21 protein-coding genes and 1 pseudogene are annotated in these 21654 nt (G+C 30.6%); 14 read left to right on the top strand and 8 right to left on the bottom strand.

Annotated features, from left to right (window positions below):
- Positions 1 to 484: 484 nt before the first annotated feature.
- Together PXD04_RS16445 and PXD04_RS16450 are read right to left on the bottom strand one after the other, a co-directional pair.
- Positions 485 to 814, bottom strand: coding sequence for a hypothetical protein (locus PXD04_RS16445; protein ID WP_323735906.1), 330 nt, complete (start codon positions 812 to 814; stop codon positions 485 to 487).
- A 143-nt stretch (positions 815 to 957) separates the two neighbouring features.
- The gene (locus PXD04_RS16450; protein ID WP_323735907.1) at positions 958 to 1713 is read right to left on the bottom strand and encodes a hypothetical protein; all 756 of its coding nucleotides are present in this window, start codon (positions 1711 to 1713) and stop codon (positions 958 to 960) included.
- Positions 1714 to 1863: 150 nt separating this feature from the next.
- Here PXD04_RS16450 and PXD04_RS16455 point away from each other — a divergent pair, with 150 nt between their 5' ends.
- Positions 1864 to 3981: a GNAT family N-acetyltransferase gene (locus tag PXD04_RS16455; RefSeq protein WP_323735908.1), complete on the top strand. Its 2118-nt coding sequence runs from the start codon at positions 1864 to 1866 to the stop codon at positions 3979 to 3981.
- A 175-nt stretch (positions 3982 to 4156) separates the two neighbouring features.
- Here the strand turns inward: PXD04_RS16455 and PXD04_RS16460 are convergent.
- Positions 4157 to 5216 (bottom strand): annotated as a pseudogene (locus PXD04_RS16460) (transposase).
- 227 nt (positions 5217 to 5443) lie between these two features.
- Between PXD04_RS16460 and PXD04_RS16465 the strand changes: the two are divergent.
- The 9 genes from PXD04_RS16465 to PXD04_RS16505 all read left to right on the top strand — a co-directional run bounded on the left by PXD04_RS16465 (position 5444) and on the right by PXD04_RS16505 (position 13886).
- Entirely contained in the window at positions 5444 to 5923 is a 480-nt protein-coding gene (locus tag PXD04_RS16465) for a hypothetical protein (RefSeq protein WP_323735909.1), read from the top strand.
- Positions 5924 to 6659: 736 nt separating this feature from the next.
- Positions 6660 to 9710 carry an FmdE family protein gene (locus tag PXD04_RS16470; protein WP_323735910.1) on the top strand — a complete coding sequence of 1017 codons (3051 nt, stop codon included), beginning with the start codon at positions 6660 to 6662 and terminating at the stop codon, positions 9708 to 9710.
- 33 nt (positions 9711 to 9743) lie between these two features.
- A complete protein-coding gene (locus tag PXD04_RS16475) occupies positions 9744 to 10250 on the top strand; it encodes a hypothetical protein (protein WP_323735911.1) in 507 nt (168 codons plus the stop codon).
- Positions 10251 to 10276: 26 nt separating this feature from the next.
- Positions 10277 to 10900, top strand: coding sequence for an energy-coupling factor ABC transporter permease (locus tag PXD04_RS16480; RefSeq protein ID WP_323735912.1), 624 nt, complete (start codon positions 10277 to 10279; stop codon positions 10898 to 10900).
- Between the two features lie 14 nt (positions 10901 to 10914).
- Entirely contained in the window at positions 10915 to 11403 is a 489-nt protein-coding gene (locus PXD04_RS16485) for a hypothetical protein (RefSeq protein ID WP_323735913.1), read from the top strand.
- A 15-nt stretch (positions 11404 to 11418) separates the two neighbouring features.
- Positions 11419 to 12120: a DUF2162 domain-containing protein gene (locus tag PXD04_RS16490; protein ID WP_323735914.1), complete on the top strand. Its 702-nt coding sequence runs from the start codon at positions 11419 to 11421 to the stop codon at positions 12118 to 12120.
- 16 nt (positions 12121 to 12136) lie between these two features.
- A complete protein-coding gene (locus PXD04_RS16495) occupies positions 12137 to 12811 on the top strand; it encodes a MotA/TolQ/ExbB proton channel family protein (protein WP_323737466.1) in 675 nt (224 codons plus the stop codon).
- Position 12812: 1 nt separating this feature from the next.
- On the top strand, positions 12813 to 13148 hold the full coding sequence (locus PXD04_RS16500; protein ID WP_323735915.1) for a DUF2149 domain-containing protein: 336 nt from the start codon (positions 12813 to 12815) through the stop codon (positions 13146 to 13148).
- Positions 13149 to 13322: 174 nt separating this feature from the next.
- Positions 13323 to 13886, top strand: coding sequence for a flavin reductase family protein (locus PXD04_RS16505; RefSeq protein ID WP_323735916.1), 564 nt, complete (start codon positions 13323 to 13325; stop codon positions 13884 to 13886).
- A 46-nt stretch (positions 13887 to 13932) separates the two neighbouring features.
- On the opposite strand, the gene PXD04_RS16510 is transcribed toward PXD04_RS16505, so the two are convergent.
- The 3 genes from PXD04_RS16510 to PXD04_RS16520 form a co-directional block, all read right to left on the bottom strand.
- Positions 13933 to 14526, bottom strand: a complete 594-nt coding sequence (locus tag PXD04_RS16510; protein ID WP_323735917.1) for a DUF998 domain-containing protein — start codon at positions 14524 to 14526, stop codon at positions 13933 to 13935.
- Positions 14527 to 14605: 79 nt separating this feature from the next.
- Positions 14606 to 15394, bottom strand: coding sequence for an ADP-ribosylglycohydrolase family protein (locus PXD04_RS16515; protein ID WP_323735918.1), 789 nt, complete (start codon positions 15392 to 15394; stop codon positions 14606 to 14608).
- A gap of 15 nt (positions 15395 to 15409) precedes the next feature.
- Positions 15410 to 16348: an ADP-ribosylglycohydrolase family protein gene (locus tag PXD04_RS16520; protein ID WP_323735919.1), complete on the bottom strand. Its 939-nt coding sequence runs from the start codon at positions 16346 to 16348 to the stop codon at positions 15410 to 15412.
- A gap of 141 nt (positions 16349 to 16489) precedes the next feature.
- On the opposite strand from PXD04_RS16520, the gene PXD04_RS16525 reads away from it, so the two are divergent.
- Together PXD04_RS16525 and PXD04_RS16530 are read left to right on the top strand one after the other, a co-directional pair.
- Entirely contained in the window at positions 16490 to 16696 is a 207-nt protein-coding gene (locus PXD04_RS16525) for a hypothetical protein (RefSeq protein WP_323735920.1), read from the top strand.
- 29 nt (positions 16697 to 16725) lie between these two features.
- Positions 16726 to 17766 (top strand): aldo/keto reductase, encoded by a 1041-nt coding sequence (locus tag PXD04_RS16530; RefSeq protein ID WP_323735921.1) that lies wholly within the window; start codon positions 16726 to 16728, stop codon positions 17764 to 17766.
- Positions 17767 to 17784: 18 nt separating this feature from the next.
- Here the strand turns inward: PXD04_RS16530 and PXD04_RS16535 are convergent, their stop codons facing one another.
- Positions 17785 to 18426, bottom strand: a complete 642-nt coding sequence (locus PXD04_RS16535; RefSeq protein ID WP_323735922.1) for a class I SAM-dependent methyltransferase — start codon at positions 18424 to 18426, stop codon at positions 17785 to 17787.
- Positions 18427 to 18703: 277 nt separating this feature from the next.
- Here PXD04_RS16535 and pyk point away from each other — a divergent pair, with 277 nt between their 5' ends.
- Positions 18704 to 20110 (top strand): pyruvate kinase, encoded by a 1407-nt coding sequence (gene pyk / locus PXD04_RS16540; RefSeq protein WP_323735923.1) that lies wholly within the window; start codon positions 18704 to 18706, stop codon positions 20108 to 20110.
- Between the two features lie 36 nt (positions 20111 to 20146).
- The gene (locus PXD04_RS16545) at positions 20147 to 20905 is read left to right on the top strand and encodes an EFR1 family ferrodoxin (protein WP_323735924.1); all 759 of its coding nucleotides are present in this window, start codon (positions 20147 to 20149) and stop codon (positions 20903 to 20905) included.
- Between the two features lie 212 nt (positions 20906 to 21117).
- Here PXD04_RS16545 and PXD04_RS16550 read toward each other — a convergent pair whose 3' ends face one another.
- Positions 21118 to 21507, bottom strand: coding sequence for a DUF3795 domain-containing protein (locus tag PXD04_RS16550; RefSeq protein ID WP_323735925.1), 390 nt, complete (start codon positions 21505 to 21507; stop codon positions 21118 to 21120).
- Positions 21508 to 21654 lie beyond the last annotated feature (147 nt).

A 21654-nucleotide genomic window follows, 5' to 3' on the forward strand; every position in this document is an offset into this window, starting at 1 on the left:
TATCTTTATTCTTTAATGGTTATTGATGTAAATTATCTCACTATTATTTTTTATTTAGATATATCTAATTTTATAAGAAAATTATTTAGAAATCTCTTTTAATAATCCGTTTAATAAATTATAAAACCCAATTAAATTTATTAAATACAATAAATAAATATAAATTGTTAATATTATTTATAAAAACATAGTATACGGTAAGTAATCAAGGGGGTCTTGATAAGTAATATATTTCATATTCATATATACATACTTAACAATCATACTAAAAAAAAAAGTTTCATCCACATAAAAAGTATTACAAAAACGAATTTATGCCAACACTCAATTTTTAAAAAAAATTAATAACTAATTGATATTAGTTAATTTAGTAGTTTATCTGAAATTTCTAGAAGAGATTCTTTTGATATTGTTGAATTTTAACTCTATTAACTGATAATAATACTGGTTTTGTTTTTTTCTCGAATAAAATACTGATAATGATTCATAATTCTTCGATGATCATCTTTGTTCCGTGTTCGTATGCGTATGATTCTTGTTGTAGTATGTTGTTGTTTTCTTTGTACCATTCTCTGAATATTTTCTCGGGCGTGTTTTCTTCTTGGTTGGTGAAGATTGTTATCAGTATTTCGTTGAAGATTCTTGTCTTGTAGTGTCCTTTTACTTCTGTTATGTAGAAGCTATTGTATCCTTCAGTGTTTAGTTGTTTTATTAGTTTGTCTATTATGTTCTCGTTTTTTAGTGATATTAGTTTTCCATCCTGGTATTTGTAGCAGGGTATGTGCAGTACATATTTCTGGTTTAGGGTTATCATTTTATTGTTCCTCTTTTTTTTGTTGTGTATATATTATTTTTTGGGGTTGTGAATTATTTGTATGTTATTATAGTTATAGATTAAATGAAAAAAAGCCGTATATCCATATTAAGGGAGGGAATATATGGGGGTTAAACTTGTTTCTATTTGAAATAGTATGCTCCACCATCCAAGTATCTTTTTACTGTTTTACCAGTTTTCTTCTCTCTAATGTAAATATTATTTTCTGTTCCTATATATTCATAGTCAGGATTTCCAGCGAAGTCATGTCTTTCACCTATCTTTTCACCATATATAGTATCTTCACTAGAACTTTTCTTAGTACTGCTGGTCTTCTTTGTCTTCGTGCTGCTAGTCTTTTTTGTATTGGTTGTGGTAGTATTATTTGCTGTTGTGTTGTTTTGTGCTGTTAGTCCTAGTGCCATGTTTGTGAAGTTTCCCAGGTCCATGGCAGGTCTTATCTCGGATTTTTTCATTGTATCTACTATGTGGGTTATTGTTTCTAATTTGTTTGTTGTGATTATTATCATTGATCCTGTCATTGCATTGTAGTCGAAGTATGTGTATGTTCCGCTTTTATTGTATAATGTTATGTTTTCGTGTGTGCAGTTTTGTCCCAGGTTGCTTCCGAGTTGTGCTCCTATATCGTAGCATCCGTTCAGGTTTTGGTCTTGTGTGTTTTTCCATGACCATGTTTTGATGGACAGGTTATGTCCTCTATCATCGTATGTGTTATAGTTTTCAGTTTTATTGTCAACATTAGATGTGCTTTGTGGTACTTCCAGTTGGTAACCACTCATCTCCACTGCCTTGTATGAGGGTACTAGTGCCATGTATACCATGATACATGCGAAAATAATTATTATGGCGGCAATTATTGCCCCTATTTTTTTGTCCATTTATCTTCTCCTGTATACTTGTATTATATTTAATCTATTGATTGGGTTTCATATTAATTAAATTATTTTTCATATGCAATGTTGCTGTATTTTATTGAACTGTGAACTGAATTAATAAGGTATATATTATAAATTCGTAGTTACAAATAAATGATTATGATAGATTATATTATAAGGGATAATCAAGAATCGGAAGTTTTTGAAAGTAATGATGATACATTAAACGCAAAGAATATACTTAAAGAAAACTATCCCTATATATATGAGTGTATGAAAAAAGAGGGTTTTATATTAGAAAATACTGAATGCAATATATTTAAAGAATTATTATATGATAATAAGGTAGTAGGTTTTATTGCTTATAATATTGATGAAGATTTTGATAGTATTTCACTAGTAAATGTTTATATAATGCCTGAGTATCGTGGAAATAGCATTTTATACAATGAATTGTCAAAAATTTTGAAAAGTGATATTGTATTTTCTGTTTTAGAACCGAATAATTTGATTATAGACTTGTTTATAAAATATGGGTTTGCAGAAAAATTAAATGAATACCTGGTAGCATCCAGTATATCATTGGATGTAAAATCAGAAAATTATATATCAAATACTAACGATTTTATCCTGGATGATGACTCTTTTTATGGATCAAACTTATATGATACTGCTATAAGTGCTACACTACTACTAATAGATATTTCATCTCCTGGAAGTAATATCATATGTTACAGTAAAACATTAGAGAGCGATAAAGTTAACTACAATGCAGAAAAACATAGAAATAACATTCAATCACACTTAAAAAATGTAAAAGAAGATATGTTAGAAAATTGTGATTTATTTGCAGATATTTTAGTAGATTTAAAGGAAAATCTTCCTAAACCAGAATATGATATAAATGAACTTGTAGGAAAACCTCCTGAATTATCAGAAATTCTAAAAATAGCATTAGAAGAAATAGGGAAAGAAAGAGTTAAAGAAATACAGGAACAATTGATAGAAGAATATGATGAGGGCATAGTACGTAATGAAGCATTATTTAAAAGACTTAAATTCCTGTTAGTAGAAGATGAAATAATTGATGAAATTCTATTGGAAAATGATATTACAGAAGTATCCTGTCCATACTGTTACAGTCCAATAAATTTATCCGACATTTCATGTAAGATCTGTGGTTATAACCTTCAATACAGTAATGAAGAGGAAATGCAAATATTTAGTGAATTTTTTGATGAATTAATAAAGAAAATAACTAATAAAAATAATGGTAGAGAAAGTTTAAGAGGACTTTTCTCAAAATCAGATTATTCCCTAAATTCTGAGACAGATTCTGATGAAATAACTTCTTTAAGTGTAGCTACTGTAAAAATAATTTCAATATTGCATGATTTAACACCATTAGATAATGCCTGTGAATACATATCACTTTCTACTGGTTTTGAACCAAAAATACTAAAGGAACACATGATAAAAGAGGGATATGTTGGAAAAGAAATTTCTAAGGACAATTGGAACATTATTGCTAATAAAATGAAAGTTCCACAGCTAAAAGATATTCTACGAACCGATGGACAAAAAGTATCCGGAAAAAAACAGGAATTGATTGAACGAATAGAAAAAAATGTTGACTTATCAGCATATAATCCATTAGATCTAATAGGACAGGAATATATTATAACTAAGAATGCAATTAATTATCTGAATGAAAATAATTTTCTGCTCTTAGCAGGTAATATGTTAGAAGATTATGATTTAATGGAATACAAGAACTTCTTAAACGAAAATAATTATGAAGATAGTTATCAGACAGAATTATCCTTCCTTGAATTACATGAACAAAAAGCATTACAAGAAGATGACCATGAATATATTAAAACAGTACTGGAATCCAAGAGAGCAATATATAAAGCTCTTAAGAAGTGTGATGGGGAAGAATTTGTCAATGAATTAAAAATATTTTCTTTAAACTTAAACCGGGATTATCCGATTTTCATGGCTTTTGTTGATTTTTCAAAGGAAGAGTTAGAAATAGGTAATGTGAAACAATTAAGAAAATTGTCAAAAAACACAAGATACCCTTATGAATCAATGATGTTGGAAATATATGATAATACGCCTTATGATAAAAAGTTCACAGTAGATAATATGGTATTGATATTAGATGATATATTTAAAGGTATAAATTTATCAACGATTAGAAGTAATCTTTTTAAATATAGAGAAGAGTATCAGAAGCATTTTAAAAATCTGGATGATTATATTTAGCTAAAGTATGTGTTAATTGTCTATGTTTCTTATTTTTTCATATTTTTTCATGTGATTAATAGTTATAAATTGTACTTTTTTTCTTCGTAATAGTTGAGAATAACGAAACAAAACTTAATAAAAAATTGTTAAATATCTAATTAAAAACATAAATATTTTAGCCCCCTTGATAAGATCACTTTTGACTGAGCTTTTGTAGTGCTGTTTTTGTCTTAGTGGTTTGGTTTACTGCGAGGGTTATTAATAATACTCTTAAATAGATGTCTTTTGTGAATGAATTGACTGTGTATTTGTGTATTTTATGCATATTGAATGCTTGTTTGCATACTTTAAAAAAATCTTCAATATAGCCACGTATTGGTTTATATTGTTTCCATTTTTTTAATTAAATTGATTAATTTATTAGTAGCTTTCTTTAATAACTTTTTTATTTTATTATTTCTTTTATTTTTCTTAAATAGTTCTAGTGGGTAGTGTAAATATGTCATGAGTTTGTCTTTTTTGAAGGTTGTTTTTGGGAAGATTAATGGTATGATTTTATAGTCTAATATGCCTTTTTGATAGTTTTCATAGCTATAATATCCTTTGTCAAAGAGTAATATGTCTAATGGTTGTATTATTCTTGATTTTTTTAGTTGTTCCATGATTTCTGTGAATAATTTTGAATCGTGGGGTGCTCCTTGGTGGATTAATATCATTACAGGAGTTAATGATTCTTTTTCTAATACCATGGTAACTTTATAACCGATATAATGTCCTTTGGAGGATGAATATGACCATTTTAAATCTAATTTTTCTAGATATTTCTTGCTATATGTTGATCTTAAGAAATTCATATCAACATCTACGGGAGTTGCATCAACTAAGAAAGTTAATCTTTTTTTGTGTTTACGTGTAAAATTAGTTCTTAATAATCTGTTTACTAAATTAACAATGGTTGTTATGTTAATTTTAGATAAACGAGTAATTATGGAGTTTAAGCTTGGAATTTTAGAAATGTTACAAAATTTTCTTAATTGTGAATTGTTTTTTAATTCATCCAGGATAAATGATACTTCATAATTGTATGTGAAGCTTAAAAAATGGATTTTTAAATCATTTATAAATGTTTCAATTGGTTTTATACCATATGAAGCAATAATTTGTCTACTTTTTTTAGAATCGATAAAATTAAATATTTCTTTGAACATACTATAATTAGAGTCTTGTTTACTAAAATACAAATGAAGTTTCATGTAATCGCCAATATAATATATGTAACTCATTGTATATAAATATTAGTATACAATGACTCTTTTTTACTAATATAAAAGATAATACATATGTATTATTAAAATTCAAAACTATTTTTATAAAAAAATTAAAAAAACAAGGTTTTATTGCTCTCAAAAAATTACATTTTTATCAAGGGGGCTAAAATATTTATATAATTTAAACATATATATCTATATTATAAAACATTATGATAACAGAAAATGAAGAAGAATTACATAAATTCATATACAATCTACTAAAAAACAAATACGATTATGAAATACAAAGATTTGAAGGACTAGATTCAAAAGGCAGTTCACTACTGAATATAAATATACTAGTATTCACCATACAATTATCATTCATCAGTGCAACAGTACTAGAATTATTCATTAACCAAAATTACTTTTTAAACACTACCAAAATAGTATTCCTATTAATATTTATCCTAAATATAATTGCCAATAGTTTTTCATTGTACAATTTATACAAATCATACAAATTAACATATTATGCTAGTGCCTTAACAGAGAATATCATTTTAGGATACTATTTAAATAAGAATAATTTTAAATATATTATAGCAGAAGTTATTAGTAGTTTAGATTATGCTATAGGATATAATTCAAATATAATAACAGAAAAAAACGGAATATATAAGAAAAGGTTCAAAAATGCTTGTTATTAGTATATTTCTATTATTAACTGATATAATAATTATTTTAATTAATCTGTTGGTGATAATATGAATGAAAAACATGATGATAAGAAAAATAAGGAAGAACCACGTAAGAGAGTTAAACCAGTTATTCAATTTTTTGGAGCACCCAAGAATTTTAAACCTAAAAAACTTGATCATGATTAGTATTCTTTTTTGTAGTGTTATTTGTAATTATTTTGTTTATTAAGGTAAGGATTATATTTTTTTCTATTTTAATAGTAATACTTTTCTAATTATATGATTTTATAGGATATTTTTTGTTATTTTGTTGTTTTATTCTTTATTTTGTTTTGTTATATTTATTCTTCTTTAATTTTTTGATATTGCTTTGTTTGATGTATCTTTTTTTGATATCAAGTTATTTAATACTTTTTTTAAAAATTTTAATAATACTTTAACATTGTTAATGTATAAAGAAGTAATAAATAATATTATATATGTATTACTACAATATTTAAATTGATATTAGGTACACTAAGAAAATGATAAATTAAAGATTATAACATTAGTGTATCATGGACAGTGTACTTAATGTCCAAAATACGAAATCTCGCAAAAAAAACTATGTTATAACCTATACTATATTTATTAATTAAATTATTAATATTGTTTTCATGGATTATAACTAATTAAAAAATAAACGGGGGAAAAGACTATTAATAAAAAAATTTATTTAATATCATTTCTCGTGTTATTATTTTTGATGGTTGGTAGCATAGCAGCAGCAGATGTTCAAGAAAATTCAACATCTACAACCCAATCATCAGATAATCCGGTTGTTACAACAACAGGTAGCAATCAAGATTTACAAGAAACACAGACTACTAGTACATTAACTAGTGATAATGATGGAAATGATCTAAAAGACGTATCAGTCAATGTAAAAATAAAATATGAATATCCAAAAGATATTGAACAAGTAAATCCTGATTTTCATGTATTCGATGATGATCAAGAAGTACAATTTGAAAAAGACTACGACTCTGAATCAAATAAATTTGTACTAACAATTCCAAACACATCATCAGAAAAATTTAACATAACAGCATTAACTTCAGGTTATATTCCAGTAAGTAAAATAGTAGATTCCACACAAAAAACAGTAACTTTTGACTTAACTGCTACCGAAGCATATAAATTAGGTAGAACAGTTACAGCATCAGCAGATAAAGCATTGAATTTCAATAATGCAGATGATATATTAGTTGTAACTTCAGCTGGAGTTGCAAAACTAAACGGTAAAACTAGTGAAGAAGCTATTGAAGGAATATTAAACTATGGCGACGATATAAGTTATACTGATGTTTTAATGTTACGTGAAACAGCAGTAGATCCAATCGATTTTGCATTTATTGTTAAAGAAGGTTCAGATTTAAGAATTGCAGTATATGAAAATGCTTCAACTAAATTATCATATCTTGGAACAATCTCTGAAGATATGACTAGAAGTCAATGGAATACTTATTTCAAATCAATTAAAGGTAAAAATGCATGGTCATTTGCAAGTTTAGCTAATGGATGGGCAGCAGGTGTTTCTAGAGAAGTTTTACAAGAAGCAGCATTCCACGGACACATATGTGAAGGAACACTCGGTGGATACAGTATAGTACAAGCATTACTACAATATTACCCACCAGTAAAAGAAACACGTATGGACGGAGGATCTCCTGGTGATATAACATCATACAAAATATTAGGAGTTCCAGGTGGATCAGATGATGACGCAGCAATGTTCTTCTTAGATGCTACAGTTGGAAAAATAGGTTATGTTGGAATTGACACCACAGCTACCGGTGCAACAGAAAACATGATTGGATTTATCCGATGGTACTCAAATGATAACACTGGTGACTTAATCATCATGACTTTTGATTCAAACAAAACAAAAGCAGACTTCACAAAAGAAACTGGAATAAATCCAGATGACGGAAGTTTAGAAGAATTAAAATACTGCACATGGTGGATTAACAAAATAAACAAAAATCCAGCAGAACTTGTAACTTTCTTATATGAATTCACAAACTTAACCGAAGAACAATACTACTATCTCATGGGAACAGCAAGTAATGTAACACACGATGATGACCACACAATACAAGCAATAGATTCTCATGGATTAGACTTAGAATATATATTATCATTAAATTTACCACAAGCAAAAAGATCAACACCAGATCAAACAACAGGTAAATTAACAGATAATCAAATGAAACAAATCGGTGTTAAAGCTGCTAAAAAAGCTTTAAGCATTTACAAAAAAGAATTAGGTATTGACATACTCAAAGACGATGTAGACTTTGCAGCATTCACATCAGCAGGTTATGTATACTTAGACAACCAAGAAACAGTATTAGTCCGTGATGGATTATATGAAACACTTGGTGCAAGTTTATACAGTAAAAACATGCTACAATACCACCAAGCATTATGGAAACCATTATGGTTTGCATTCATCATGCGTAACCCAGGATCAGATGATGTTTATGCATCATACCTCAGATACAATAATGATGGAACCTTCTTTGTAGGAGAAGTAAATGGTTCTAAAGTAGTAAATATTGGAATTGATACTTTAAACGATTCTGAAAAATTAAACGAAATACAACAAACATTCATGCCAGATGGTAATTGGTTCAGCATACAAACGATTGCAAATGCATGGAAAGCAGACCCTGATTTTGATCAAATCATGTCTTTCTTATACCATAACCACGTTTGTCCAGGTGTACAACCAGGATTCTTCATTACTGACCACATACAAAAAAATTATCCATTAGGTGAAAACGAATCATACACATACATAGCTTCAAGCACATACTGTAAAGATGACAGTTTAACATATATATTAGGAATATCACCAGGTATGGGTTCATTTATTGTACAAAAATTACCTGATGAAGATACAGAATCTGAATATGTTGAAGGTGCAACTGATGAAGGAGCATTAATTGTATGGGATAATGAACTTAAAGTAGGTCGTGCAGTAATTGTAAGTTTCAAATGGCCGGTAGTTGATACAAATATGTATTCAACATCAGAGGCTAAACGTGCAACTCAAATACAAGCATTTATTGATATGTATAAAGGAAATCCTAATGATAAAATTATGGAAGACCTTGTTGTAGATACAAATGAAGAAAGATGGATTAATCAGGAACAATATGATGCTTTAGTATCAGGTTCCGGTGATCTTAACACTATGAGCTACATAAAAAGTTTACCAAAAGTATCTAAAGAAGATGCAATAAAATCCAATAGTAATTCAGAATCAACAGATAATACAAACACAAACACAAACACTAACACTAACACTAATACAAATACAAACACTAACACTAATACTAATCCTAACACCCATAACAATGGACAATCATACTCAGAAAACACAAACACCAACACAAACACCAACACTAATACAAACACTAACACACCTACAAGATCATCAAGTAATACTCGTTCAAGCACAAGCAGAGGTTCTTCAAATACTAGAACTTCACCAAGCTCCGCAGTTTTAGCTGTTGGAACTACTCAAGCTGCTTCAGAAGAAGTAGGAACAGTAGCTGAAGACCAAAGTAAAGAAGAACAAGACTCACAATCTGAACAAGAATCAACACCAGACAGTGGAAAAGCATATGAAATCACAACTGACCAACAATCTGCTCCAGATTACACTAATGTAGGAATAGCTGTAGTTGCAATAGGATTAATCGGAGCAATTGCAGGTTATGGTTACATGAGAAGTAAAAAAGAATAAAACTTCTCTTTTTCCACTTTTTTGGTGATTATTATGAAAATAAAAAAAATATTTCTTTTTTCAATAGTTTTAATTATACTAATTTCAAATGTAGTAGGATTATCATTTGCTCATCCAGGCCATGGAAGTGAATATCCTACAGAAGTTTCTTCAAGTTCAAATTCTCATACATCTTCACAATCATCTGGATCTTCAAAGTCTAGTGTAAAATCTTCTAGTTCTAAATCATCCGGTTCTAACTACAAAACTGTTTCAAGAAAATCTTCCTCCACAAAAACACAGTCAAATTCAAATTCCAAATCATCAACATCAAGTAATCCTACAAGCAATTCACAGTCCGAATTGACAGATGAAAATAGTACTGGTGAAGTATCAGAAGTAGAAAGCAATGATTCCTATGAAGTTGAAGAAGTACTATCTTCAAACAATACTAAGAAAGATAATGGGAATCTTCTTAACACAACTAATATCTTATTAATTGTAGGAGCATTTATAATTGGTTTTGCAATAATAGTATTAGTATTTAAATTAAAAAAATAATCAAACATTAAAATGAGATGATAATAATGCATTTACCTGATGGTATCATACCACTTGATCAAGCATTTTTATATTGGTTATTATCAATCATAATCTTAGCAGTATATAACTATAAGTTTTCTAAGAATGAACAAGTAGAAAAGCAGATAGTTAATATTGCAATTTTTTCCGCAATTGTACTACTTTTATCATCATTATCCATACCATCTCCATTAGGTATTCCAATACATTTCTTTGTAATTCCAATAGTAGTAATACTATTAGGCGTAATATCGGCAACATTATGTTCATGTATATGCTTAATAGGACAAGCGTTACTATTGAATATGGGTGGAATTAGCTCATTTGGAGCAAATTTTCTAGTGATGGGATTTATACTGTCCATTGTTACAATTGTCTCTTACAACATATTCCTTAATATTGATGAAAGAATAGCAATATTTTTATCCACAATAATGGGTATTATTAGTGCAACTTTCCTTCAGGCAATAATACTAGTATTATCAGGTTCAATAACATTTAATGCAGTAATATCAACATTAATCCCATATTACATGTTTATATCTGTAATAGAAGCAATATTGAATGTTATGATAGTTATTGCTATTAAAAGGATTAAACCAGATTTATTGAAACTAGATAAAATATAAATGAGGTGATAATAATGAAAAAAAATATTAAAAGCTTTGCATTAATATTAATATTTTCTTTACTCTGCATATCCACAATAAATGCCCATGGTGTTGATGTAACCGCAGATAAGATGATAATAGCATCAGAATCTGATGGACAGCAAGTGAAAGATCTTGCAGATCAAAATAATATAAATATTAGTGTATATAAGTTCACATCCAATGATGAGGTAAATCATCAGCTAGAACACATGCTAAATAATTCAGAAAAGTACATAATTGTAGTTGATTATCAGGATGTGGCACATACATTTCTAAATGCTCATCCAGAAGTCAAAGACAGGTTAATAATAATAGATGAAGTAACAAATGACTCATTGCTTAATGAAATGAAAAAAGTACAGGATGTTACACCAACCGAAAATGGTTCTGATTTCATATTACCACTAGTAATAGGAATAGTAATAGGAATTATTATTGGTGTAGGTTGTGGAATTGTAATTATGAAGAAAAAAGAATAAAAAAAGTGGTAATTTATGGATTATTCAATACTTATACAGATTATTACAATAATATCCGTATTAGTCTATGGGGTGAATATTGGATTATCGATAGGTTTAGCTAATTTATCAAAAAAAGTTATAACATGTATATGCATATTATATGGTGGAAGCATATTCTTATTAGGCTCAATTGTAACAAAATATTCAGGGGCCATAATTGAATTCATGAATGCAAACAACACATTCACAAACTTACTGTTAGGTTGCCTTTTAATAATGGCAGGATTGCTTACAATAAGGGAATGGAGAAAACATGACAATAACACAATAATATCAATACTATTATCAACAATAGTACCATATGCATGTTTCATGATATCGTTAATGTTTTTAAACGCATCATTGGCAACAACAATAGACTTAAACTCATTAACAACCAAGGGATACATGGCTGCATTACTAATAATAATCATATTAGTAACATACTTCTTATCTAAACATTCAAAGATAAACAAAAAGCCATACCAGATTGTACTGGGAAACTATATGATAACAATAGGAGCATATTATATAGTCTCAACATTAATCTCACCGAACATGATGACTATGAGAAACTCTAAGTTAGCGGCTATAACCATAGATTCGCCGATAAACTTAATACTATTCATAATTGCATTTATCATAATGATAATAATAGGAATATACTATAATAGAGAAGATAACATTCTAAAATAGGAGGTGATAAATTATGATTATTAGTGTCCCGGGAGGCGAAGTACTAACAGGAACATTAGATTTAATATCACAAAGTTTAACCATACCTGTATTAATTATATTGTTAATAATATTCATAATCTCCGTAGTAACAATCGGAGCAGTAATAGCAGAATACAGTTCAAGAAAGGAAATAACAGTAGAAAAAATAAAAGAACTCATATATGATATAAACAATGCAAACACGCCACATGAAATAAAGCAAATAATAGAAAATTCAAACTTACCAAAATCAGAAAAAAAGATACTTGATGATATAGCAAGCTCAGAATCTTTAACTAACAATTCACGTGAAATATTAGCAAGAAAACTAGTAGAAAATGAAGAAGAAAAAACAGATAAAAAATTAAGAAGAACAGACATAATAACAAGAATAGGACCAACACTCGGATTAATGGGAACATTAATACCATTAGGACCTGGACTGGCCGCTTTAGGATCAGGAGACATTAACACTCTAGCAAGCTCATTAACAGTAGCATTCAACACTACAATTGTAGGTATTGGAAGTGGAGCATTATCATACTTTATAGGTAAGATAAGAGGGTCATGGTATGAAAAATACTTATCAGATTTAGATGCATTATCTGATGCAATACTAGATAACATGAACAACAAACAAAAAAACAATACCATTGAAAGCAGTGATTAATATGGTTAGGAAAAAACAAAGAAGACGCTCAAAAAGAGTAGACGAAGATCCAATGGCAGGAACAGCAAACCTGGTGGATGCAATGTTAGTACTGGCCGTAGGTTTTCTCATATTTGTTGTTATGAGCTGGAACATGCAAAGCATAATCTTTTCTGATATGTCCCAGCAAGAAAAGGATAATATTATGGAATCCATGTCAGAACTAAAACAGGTAAATCAGGGTAAAGAATTGGAAGAACTACCTGATGTATCCCATAGTAGTGGTGAAGGATACTCTGAAATGGGAAAAGTTTATAAGGATTCACGAACAGGTAAAATGATTATGATAGAGGGATAATAATATTCTTCATCTTAAAACTTAACCCCCATATTTAACTATTCTTTTTTTTAAAATGTATTGCTTTAAATAATATTAGTAATTCTATAATTACTAAAAAAATAAACATCTATAATGATAATATTATACATAAGAAAAATTATAAACTGACATAGAATAATAGGAATGATGAAAATGAGAAAAAACATAAAAACAACAGAAGCAATATTTCCAATGCCCGTACTAATGGTGGCAACATATAATAGCGATGAAAGCGTTGATGTAATGAATGCAGCATGGGGAACTATGCTTTCAAGAACTCAGGTAATATTAAACCTTACCAAGACACATAAAACAGTACAAAACATCATAGAAAGAAAAGCATGCACAGTAAGCATAGCAGACACAAAACATGTGAAAGAAGCAGACTACTTTGGAGTAGTATCAGCAAATGATACACCAAACAAGTTTGAAAAAACAGGATTAACAGTTACAAAATCAGAAAATGTTGATGCACCAATCATTAACGAGTTCCCAATATGTTTTGAATGTAAATTCATAGAATACCAGGATGGAGACTATGGCTGTGGAGTAATAGCAGAAGTAGTTAATGTAACAGCTGATGAAGAAGTACTTGATGGAGATAATGTGGATATTTCCTTAGTAGATGCAATAGCATTTGATCCTTATACTCATGGTTACTACAGAGTACAGGAAAGAGTGGGAGAAGCATTCAAGGACGGACTTGAACTCAAATAATAAATAAATTCTCCCAATTTATTTTTTAAAACTATTTTTTCATAACTTATAACAGATTCTTATTGCAGTATACTCCGGTTACAAAACTCCATAATATTAATGTATATACTGATAATCTTTCAAGTACTGGCATGTAAACATTTTTCATACTGAAAAACATTATCCAGAATGCTATTAACCCTATAATGCCCAGTATCAAGGTTATCTTCTGGTATTCACTAAATTCTTTCATTGACCTTGAAATTAGTATTAATAAAATATTTCCTCCAAGTATGGCCATTACTGCACCAAGTGTATGATAACCTGATGTTAAAGGATTTCCACCATGTATAAGGCCTACAATTATAACACCTACTGCTGTAACAAGAGTTAAAATGTAGAAGGGTATCCTATTTTTTGTAATGTATTTCTTAAAATAATAATAATTACCAAAGAGCACTGCTAATCCCATTAGGATAAAGGCTATGTTCATCAGAATAGAATATGGTGAGTTAGCTCCGGGTATTCCAAGCTCTGAAATTGTATGAATAAGATAAGTATTAATGAGTGAATCCTTGAAGAATAAAGCACAAAATGCTTCGGCAAGGATATAAAAAGTACTTACAGATAAGAATACACTACTTGCTAGTTTAGATTTCATATATTATAGTATAATCACAAAATGTATATCTAATTATCTGCAAACTAAAAAGTTAATAAAAGAGGAATGATTATTATTTTTAGAAGAATTTTTCTACAAATTCTTCATATACTGTTAACAAATTATTATCTAACCTGTTTTTACATTCATCTACTAAGTCAGTTGGAACATCATAGTATGCAGCTGCTATTGCCCCGCTTATGGCACCCATAGTATCAGCATCTCCACCAAGACTCACAGCATTACGTATAGTGTCAGTGTAACTGTCTGCTTCCAGGAAGCATATAATGGATTCCGGTACTGATTTCTGGCAGGATACCTCAAATTTATAATCCGGCCGTATATCATCCAATCGTCTAGTAAGATTGTACTGGAATGTTGATTCAATGTACTCTTTTATATACTCTTTGCTTTTATTCTGTCTTGCAAGGTATATTGCGGATGCTGTTGCCATCGCACCTTTTATTCCCTCAGAGTGATTGTGTGTTATCTGTGCAGACCTTTTTGCCAGTATCTGAGTATCTTCCAGTGTGTCACATACCCATGCAGCCGGGCTTACTCTCATTGCAGAACCATTTCCCCAACTATTATATGGCTTCGGATTTCTTTGAACAATCCACTCCCTGAATCTGCCACCATACCCTGCATTCGGATAATATGAGGCAAATTTCTGCACCTTCCTCACCAGAGACTGTGTGCTATAGGATTCATCATTGGTTAGCCATGATGCTACTGCTAATGTTAGCACAGTATCATCAGTGTATGTGGAGTATTTGTTTACCAGTTTAAATTCCTTTGTTTTTATTGGATGAAACTCGTGGGTTGATCCTATGATGTCTCCACATATTGCTCCTATTATACCATTCATAAGGATTCACCTTCCCTATTGTAATGATTCTGTGAATTTGTCACATAAATCTTTTATATAATCTAGTCTAACTATCTGTTTTATCCATTCTGGTGGTATGCTATCATATCCATAGTATAATGCTGCTAGTCCACCTGTTATTATTGCATTAGTATCAGTGTCTCGTCCATAGTTCACACTTTTTAGCACGGCTTCCTTGTAACTATCCGTATGGTAGCAGGAGTATAATGCTACTTCTAATGAGTACACTACATATCCCTTGGATTCTATGTCATCATCTGTTAACATGAACAGGTTGTCATATATCCTGTTAAAGCATGAGTATTCACTGTTATCATAGTATTTTCTTGATTTATCTAATCCTTTCTTTATTAATTCTTTGAAGTCTTCTCTAGGGTTTTCGAGCACTTCCTGTACTATGAAGTTGTAAATATTACATGATGCCTTACTTATCTTATGTGCATGCGTTAATGATGATGTGTTATCTATCAATTCCATCTGTTTATTAACTGACAGTTTATTTGCATATGAGTATAATGATACTGGCAGTATTCTCATGAGTGAACCATTACCGTTACTGTGTTCATCGGTTAATCCGGATTCCAGTGCCGGAGTATGATTTTGAAAGTAATTATATATTGCACTACAGGTTGTAATTCCACAGTCAAACACATTATCATGTGGAGTGTATTTTGCATTAACCACCCATTGACTGAATTTATCCATCATATCCTCATAGTCTATTCCATTTAGTAGGCTGTCCATTGTTGCCAGCGTCATTGATGAGTCATCACTCCATGTTCCCACTGGCTGGTTGTACATTCCATGTCCTGTCATGGTAGTTGCCGGGTTTTCCCTCATGTCCTCAGGTGCTGAGAATTCGTAGGGTACTCCCAGTGCATCTGCTACTACTGCACCTATTATTCCTGAGTATATTGTTTCTTTTTCTATCATTTTTCTCAACAACTAAAAATTCTTATACTAAATATTATGGAATAACATTATATAAGTATGTTTAATTGATAATGCTAGCATTAATGTATATATTAAAGTATTCCAAAAGATATTTTATTACCTTAATCAATATATTGTATTATGAAACGTAAAATATGCCCACAATGTGGAAGTGAAAACATAGAATGGATCATACCACAGAACTGGTCACAATGGTCCTGTAATGACTGTTCCTACACTGGAATAGTAATAGAAGCAGACAAGGAAACACAAATGGAAATACAGAAGGAATGGAAAGAAACAGGTAGAATCATTTCCTCTGTAGATTATGACGAAGAAGATGAATAAAATCATAATGATGGAGGAAATCACGAAAAATGAAATATGTTAAACTGGGAACAACTGATTTAGAAGTTAGTAAAGTATGTCTTGGATGTATGGGATTTGGAGATCCTGAAAATGGTATGCACACATGGACATTAAACGAGGAAAAATCAAGAGAAATAATCAGTTATGCAATAGATGAAGGAATTAACTTCTTTGACACTGCAATAGGCTACCAGAATGGAACAAGCGAACAATACCTTGGACGAACAATTAAAGACTATGCTGACAGGGAGGACATGGTAGTAGCAACAAAGTTCCTGCCAAGAACAGAAGAAGAAATTAAAAACAACGTTTCTGGCCAGGAACATATTAGAAATATGGCACAGAAGAGCCTGGAAAACCTGGGACTCGATTATATTGACCTGTACATATATCATATGTGGGACTTTAACACACCAATAACTGACATACTTGACGGGTTAAACCAGCTAGTAGATGAAGGATTAGTGCATAATATAGGAATATCCAACTGTTTTGCATGGCAACTAGTAAAATCAAATGCAATTGCTAAAGAAAATGGACTGAAAGGATTTGTATCAGTACAGGGACATCATAACCTAATCTTCAGGGAAGAAGAAAGGGAAATGATACCATACTGTTTGGAGGATGATATAGCTACAACACCATATAGTTCACTTGCATCCGGCCGATTATCCAGACTACCAAGTGTGACGTCAAAGCGTTTGGAAGAAGATTCTTATGCTAAGACAAAATATGATAAAACAGAAGAACAGGACAATAAGATAATTTATCGTGTGAATGAATTGGCAGAAAAGTATGATGTTACTATGACAGAGGTATCATTGTCCTGGCTTGAAACTAAGGTCACATCTCCTATAGTTGGATCTACCAAGAAGTATCATGTGGATGGTGCAGTGGGAAGTACGGAGTTAAATTTATCAAAGGATGATATAGGATACTTGGAAGAGTTGTATGTGCCTCATGAACTTGTCGGGGTTATGGCTGATAATAATAAAACTCTTAATGATAATAGTAAAGTTTGGATGAAACATACTAAAGACAAGTTATAATCATATTTTTTTTCTTTATTATTCTTTTTGTGCTACTAAATGTAATCTGAACTTTTTTTGTCGTTCTATTTTTAATATTTTAAGTCCTGCTTTTTGACAGTATTCTTTTACTTCTGTTATACTGCTTGCTTTAACATCACCGTGTCCTGTCATGTTTGCTATTTTCATTCCTATTTTGTTCATGAAGAATAGTGCTGGTTTTGATGCTGTGTTGTCTCTTAGTATTAGTTTTCCTCCTGGTTTAAGTACTCTGTGTACTTCTTTAAAGAATGCTAGGGGGTCGGGGTAATGATGGTAACTTTGTGAATTTATTACTATGTCGTAGGTGTTTGATTTTAGTGGCATGTTTTCACAGTCTCCTTCTATGAATGTGGTGTTGGGTAGGTTTTTCTTTTTTGCTGTTTCTATCATTTTTGGTGATAGGTCTAGTCCTGTGTATTGTTTTTCTGGGTATTCTTGTGTTAGTAATATTAGCATTGGTCCTGTTGCGCATCCTGCGTCGAGTAGGTGTGTGAATGGTTGTTTTTTTATTTCTTCTAGTATTGGTGGGTAGTCTTCTTTGCACATTTCGTATATTCCTCTATGGTTTGATTCGTATTTGGTTGCTGCTTTGTTGAATTCTTTTATGGATAATTCTTTGTATTCTTTGTTTGTTTTCATTTTTCTTTTACACCTCTATGTATTTAGGTATACCTAAACTTATTATTATGTTTAACTAATCAAATAAAAAAACAAAGAAAAAAAATATAATAATACAAATACAATAATCCAAAGAAAAACCTAATAAACATCTAATTACCTTAATAACAACCCACACTAAATATAATATATAATAAAAAATATCACCCAAAAAAAGAATAAATCAAAAAAAAAACCATACCCTCAACAATTCAATAACAAACCCCTAAAAAAATAGTAATATGGAGAAACAAAAAACATGAAAAAAACAAAAATAATAAGCACAATAGGTCCAGCAAGTGACACAGTAGAAACCATGACACAAATGGCAAACAATGGAATGGACTGTGCCAGAATAAACCTCAGCCACGCAAAAAAAGAAGACATACTAAAAACAATCAACATAATACGAGAAGTACGACAAAAATCAGGAAAACCATTAGCAATAATGTACGACACTAAAGGACCAGAATTCAGAACAACAACAATAGAAAACGGAGGCACAACCCTACAAAAAAATGACACAATAAAAATGAGCAAAAACTGCAAAAAAGGCAACAACAAAGAATTCGGAGTAAACCACAACGAAGCAATAGACTACATAAAACTAGGAGACAAAGTACTCATAGACAATGCCCTACTAGAATTAATAGTCATAGACAAAAAAGAAGATCACGTACTACTAAAAGCATTAGGAAACGGAAAAATACAAGACCATAAAACAATAAACGTCCCAGGAGTAGACCTAAACCTAGATTTCATGAGCGAAATAGATAGAGAAGACATAACATTCGCAGCAAAACACGCCTGCGACTACCTGGCATTATCATTCGTAAACACACGAGAAGACGTGATAGAAGCACGAAAAATAATAGAAAAAGCAGGAGGAGATGCCCTAATAATATCAAAAATAGAAAGCAGAAAAGGAATAGAAAACATAAACGAAATAATAGAAGAATCCGATGGAATCATGGTAGCCAGAGGAGACCTCGGAGTAGACGTACCAATGGAAGAACTACCAATACTACAGAAAAACATAATACATAAATGCCGAGAAAAAGGCAAATTTGCAATAGTAGCCACAGAAATGCTCGCATCAATGTATGAAAATCCAAGACCAACAAGAGCAGAAGTATCCGACATAGCAAACGCAATACTAGACGGAACAGACTGTGTGATGCTATCCGGAGAAACCACAATAGGAAAATATCCAATACAAGCAGTAAGCATAATGGCCAGAATATGCGAATACGTAGAATCCACGATAGACTACTCAAAACACGTAGCATACAAGGGAACAATAGGCACCAGTGACACAATAGCAAAACTAGTTGCAGAAGCAGTAGAATACTCAGATATTAAACTCATCGTCACAACCACAATGACAGGATTCACAGCACGTAAAATCAGTAATCTAAGACCAAACTCCACAATACTTGCATGCTGCCCATCAAATCATATTGCAGAAAAAGTTGTCTTAAACTTTGGAGTAAAACCAGTAACAACAGACATATACGAAAATACTGATGAAATGGTAGAAAATTCCAAAAAAATAGCACAAAAAGAATTCAATCTGAATAAGGGTGATCTGATAATAGTTACTGGAGGATTCCCATTAAGAAAGGCAAAAACAACAAATTATATTAGAATAATAGAAATAGATTAATTTAATCAATAATATTTAATAATGGAGTGGAGTGGCATGAAGATTTTATATTTTTCATCAACTGGAAATAATATATACATTGGACAAGTTTTGGGTGGAGAATTACTTAGTATTCCACAATTAATCAAGAACGAACAATACAATATAAAGGATGATGTTGTTGGAATTATTTTCCCAAATTATTATATTACAGTACCAGATATAGTAGCCCAATACTTGGAAAAGGTAGAGATAGATGCAGATTACCTATTCACAATATGCTCCTATGGATCCGTAGAGGAAGGTGCTTTAAGAGCACTTATAAAGTGTAACAAGATAATAGAACAAAAATGCAGTGTAAACTATTCAAACACAGTACTGATGGTGGATAATTACCTGCCTGCTTTTGACATGAAGAAAGAAAAGGAAATTAAAAAGGATGAAAAAATAGATGCACAAATATTAACTATAAAAGAGGATATCCTTAACAAAAAGCAGCACAAAATACCATATGATATTGATGAGGATGTATATTTACAGGACCAGCAACATAAGGAACGTTTCCAGAAGCTAATTAAACTTGAATTAACAGACAATGAATGCATACAATGTGGCGTATGCGTTAAAGTATGTCCAAGGGCCAATATTAAACTGGAAGATAAACCGGTTATTGGTGATAACTGTGAGCAATGCTTGGGTTGTGTACATCACTGTGTTAATAAGGTTATAAAAACAAACATGGACAAGAGTAGTGAAAGATTCATTAATTCACATATTAAGTTGTCACAGATTATTGAAAGCAATAATCAATATTAGTTATTAAAAGATAATTATGAAGGAAATTACTTAAAATGTAATTTTTTCTTCATTATATTTTCCTTTTCTTAATTCTATTTTTATATTATTCTTTTCGGCACGTTCAAATAACTCTTTTTTAAGGTAGTCATATTTTTTGTCTAGTGTCATGTTTTCTGTTGTGGAGTCAATATTATCTGATACGTTTATCAGTTCTTCTAGTGGCAGTAGGTTTACTGCTGTGCAGAAGAATACTTCTTTATCATTGTTCGGATTATATTCTTCCAGAAATTTATGTAATATTTCAACTTTTTGGCTTCCTGGTTATATTTTTCTATTCCCATTGTCATTGCTTTTTCCATGTCGATTTTTTGGTTTATGTGTGAAATTAGTGAGTCATGTTTTTCCACATCCTCGTATTTGTCGCATGGATATTCTTTGCATTCAAAACAGTATTCTACTCCTTCGTGTTCTATGCTGCATGGTGCGAAGGTACATAGTTTGTAACACATACTTCCCTCGATACATCCGGTGCATTCTTTTCTAATAAATAGTGGACATAGACTACAGTTTAGTCCACATAATGAAAATAGAAGATTTTCTCTCTTAAATTCTTTAGCCATTTAACTAACTCTCCTAACATAATATAATTAATTAATATTTATATTTAATCTATTACATTTGATGATTTTTGAATTAAACAGGTATAACTAATTTAAGTGTAGATGCTTTATTATATGAGGTGTATGAATTATTATAACTCCTATTTC

It is taken from the genome of Methanosphaera sp. ISO3-F5 (assembly GCF_034480035.2).
Lineage (GTDB): Archaea > Methanobacteriota > Methanobacteria > Methanobacteriales > Methanobacteriaceae > Methanosphaera.

Coding starts and splice junctions, on each gene's coding strand:
- pyk (WP_323735923.1), top strand. CDS start 18,704: ATGAAAAAAACAAAAATAATAAGCACAATAGGTCCAGCAAGTGACACA.
- PXD04_RS16520 (WP_323735919.1), bottom strand. CDS start 16,348: ATGATAGAAAAAGAAACAATATACTCAGGAATAATAGGTGCAGTAGTA.
- PXD04_RS16530 (WP_323735921.1), top strand. CDS start 16,726: ATGAAATATGTTAAACTGGGAACAACTGATTTAGAAGTTAGTAAAGTA.
- PXD04_RS16505 (WP_323735916.1), top strand. CDS start 13,323: ATGAGAAAAAACATAAAAACAACAGAAGCAATATTTCCAATGCCCGTA.
- PXD04_RS16525 (WP_323735920.1), top strand. CDS start 16,490: ATGAAACGTAAAATATGCCCACAATGTGGAAGTGAAAACATAGAATGG.
- PXD04_RS16455 (WP_323735908.1), top strand. CDS start 1,864: ATGATTATGATAGATTATATTATAAGGGATAATCAAGAATCGGAAGTT.
- PXD04_RS16515 (WP_323735918.1), bottom strand. CDS start 15,394: ATGAATGGTATAATAGGAGCAATATGTGGAGACATCATAGGATCAACC.
- PXD04_RS16485 (WP_323735913.1), top strand. CDS start 10,915: ATGAAAAAAAATATTAAAAGCTTTGCATTAATATTAATATTTTCTTTA.
- PXD04_RS16550 (WP_323735925.1), bottom strand. CDS start 21,507: ATGGCTAAAGAATTTAAGAGAGAAAATCTTCTATTTTCATTATGTGGA.
- PXD04_RS16480 (WP_323735912.1), top strand. CDS start 10,277: ATGCATTTACCTGATGGTATCATACCACTTGATCAAGCATTTTTATAT.
- PXD04_RS16450 (WP_323735907.1), bottom strand. CDS start 1,713: ATGGACAAAAAAATAGGGGCAATAATTGCCGCCATAATAATTATTTTC.
- PXD04_RS16535 (WP_323735922.1), bottom strand. CDS start 18,426: ATGAAAACAAACAAAGAATACAAAGAATTATCCATAAAAGAATTCAAC.
- PXD04_RS16500 (WP_323735915.1), top strand. CDS start 12,813: ATGGTTAGGAAAAAACAAAGAAGACGCTCAAAAAGAGTAGACGAAGAT.
- PXD04_RS16545 (WP_323735924.1), top strand. CDS start 20,147: ATGAAGATTTTATATTTTTCATCAACTGGAAATAATATATACATTGGA.
- PXD04_RS16475 (WP_323735911.1), top strand. CDS start 9,744: ATGAAAATAAAAAAAATATTTCTTTTTTCAATAGTTTTAATTATACTA.
- PXD04_RS16445 (WP_323735906.1), bottom strand. CDS start 814: ATGATAACCCTAAACCAGAAATATGTACTGCACATACCCTGCTACAAA.
- PXD04_RS16510 (WP_323735917.1), bottom strand. CDS start 14,526: ATGAAATCTAAACTAGCAAGTAGTGTATTCTTATCTGTAAGTACTTTT.
- PXD04_RS16490 (WP_323735914.1), top strand. CDS start 11,419: ATGGATTATTCAATACTTATACAGATTATTACAATAATATCCGTATTA.
- PXD04_RS16465 (WP_323735909.1), top strand. CDS start 5,444: ATGATAACAGAAAATGAAGAAGAATTACATAAATTCATATACAATCTA.
- PXD04_RS16470 (WP_323735910.1), top strand. CDS start 6,660: ATGGTTGGTAGCATAGCAGCAGCAGATGTTCAAGAAAATTCAACATCT.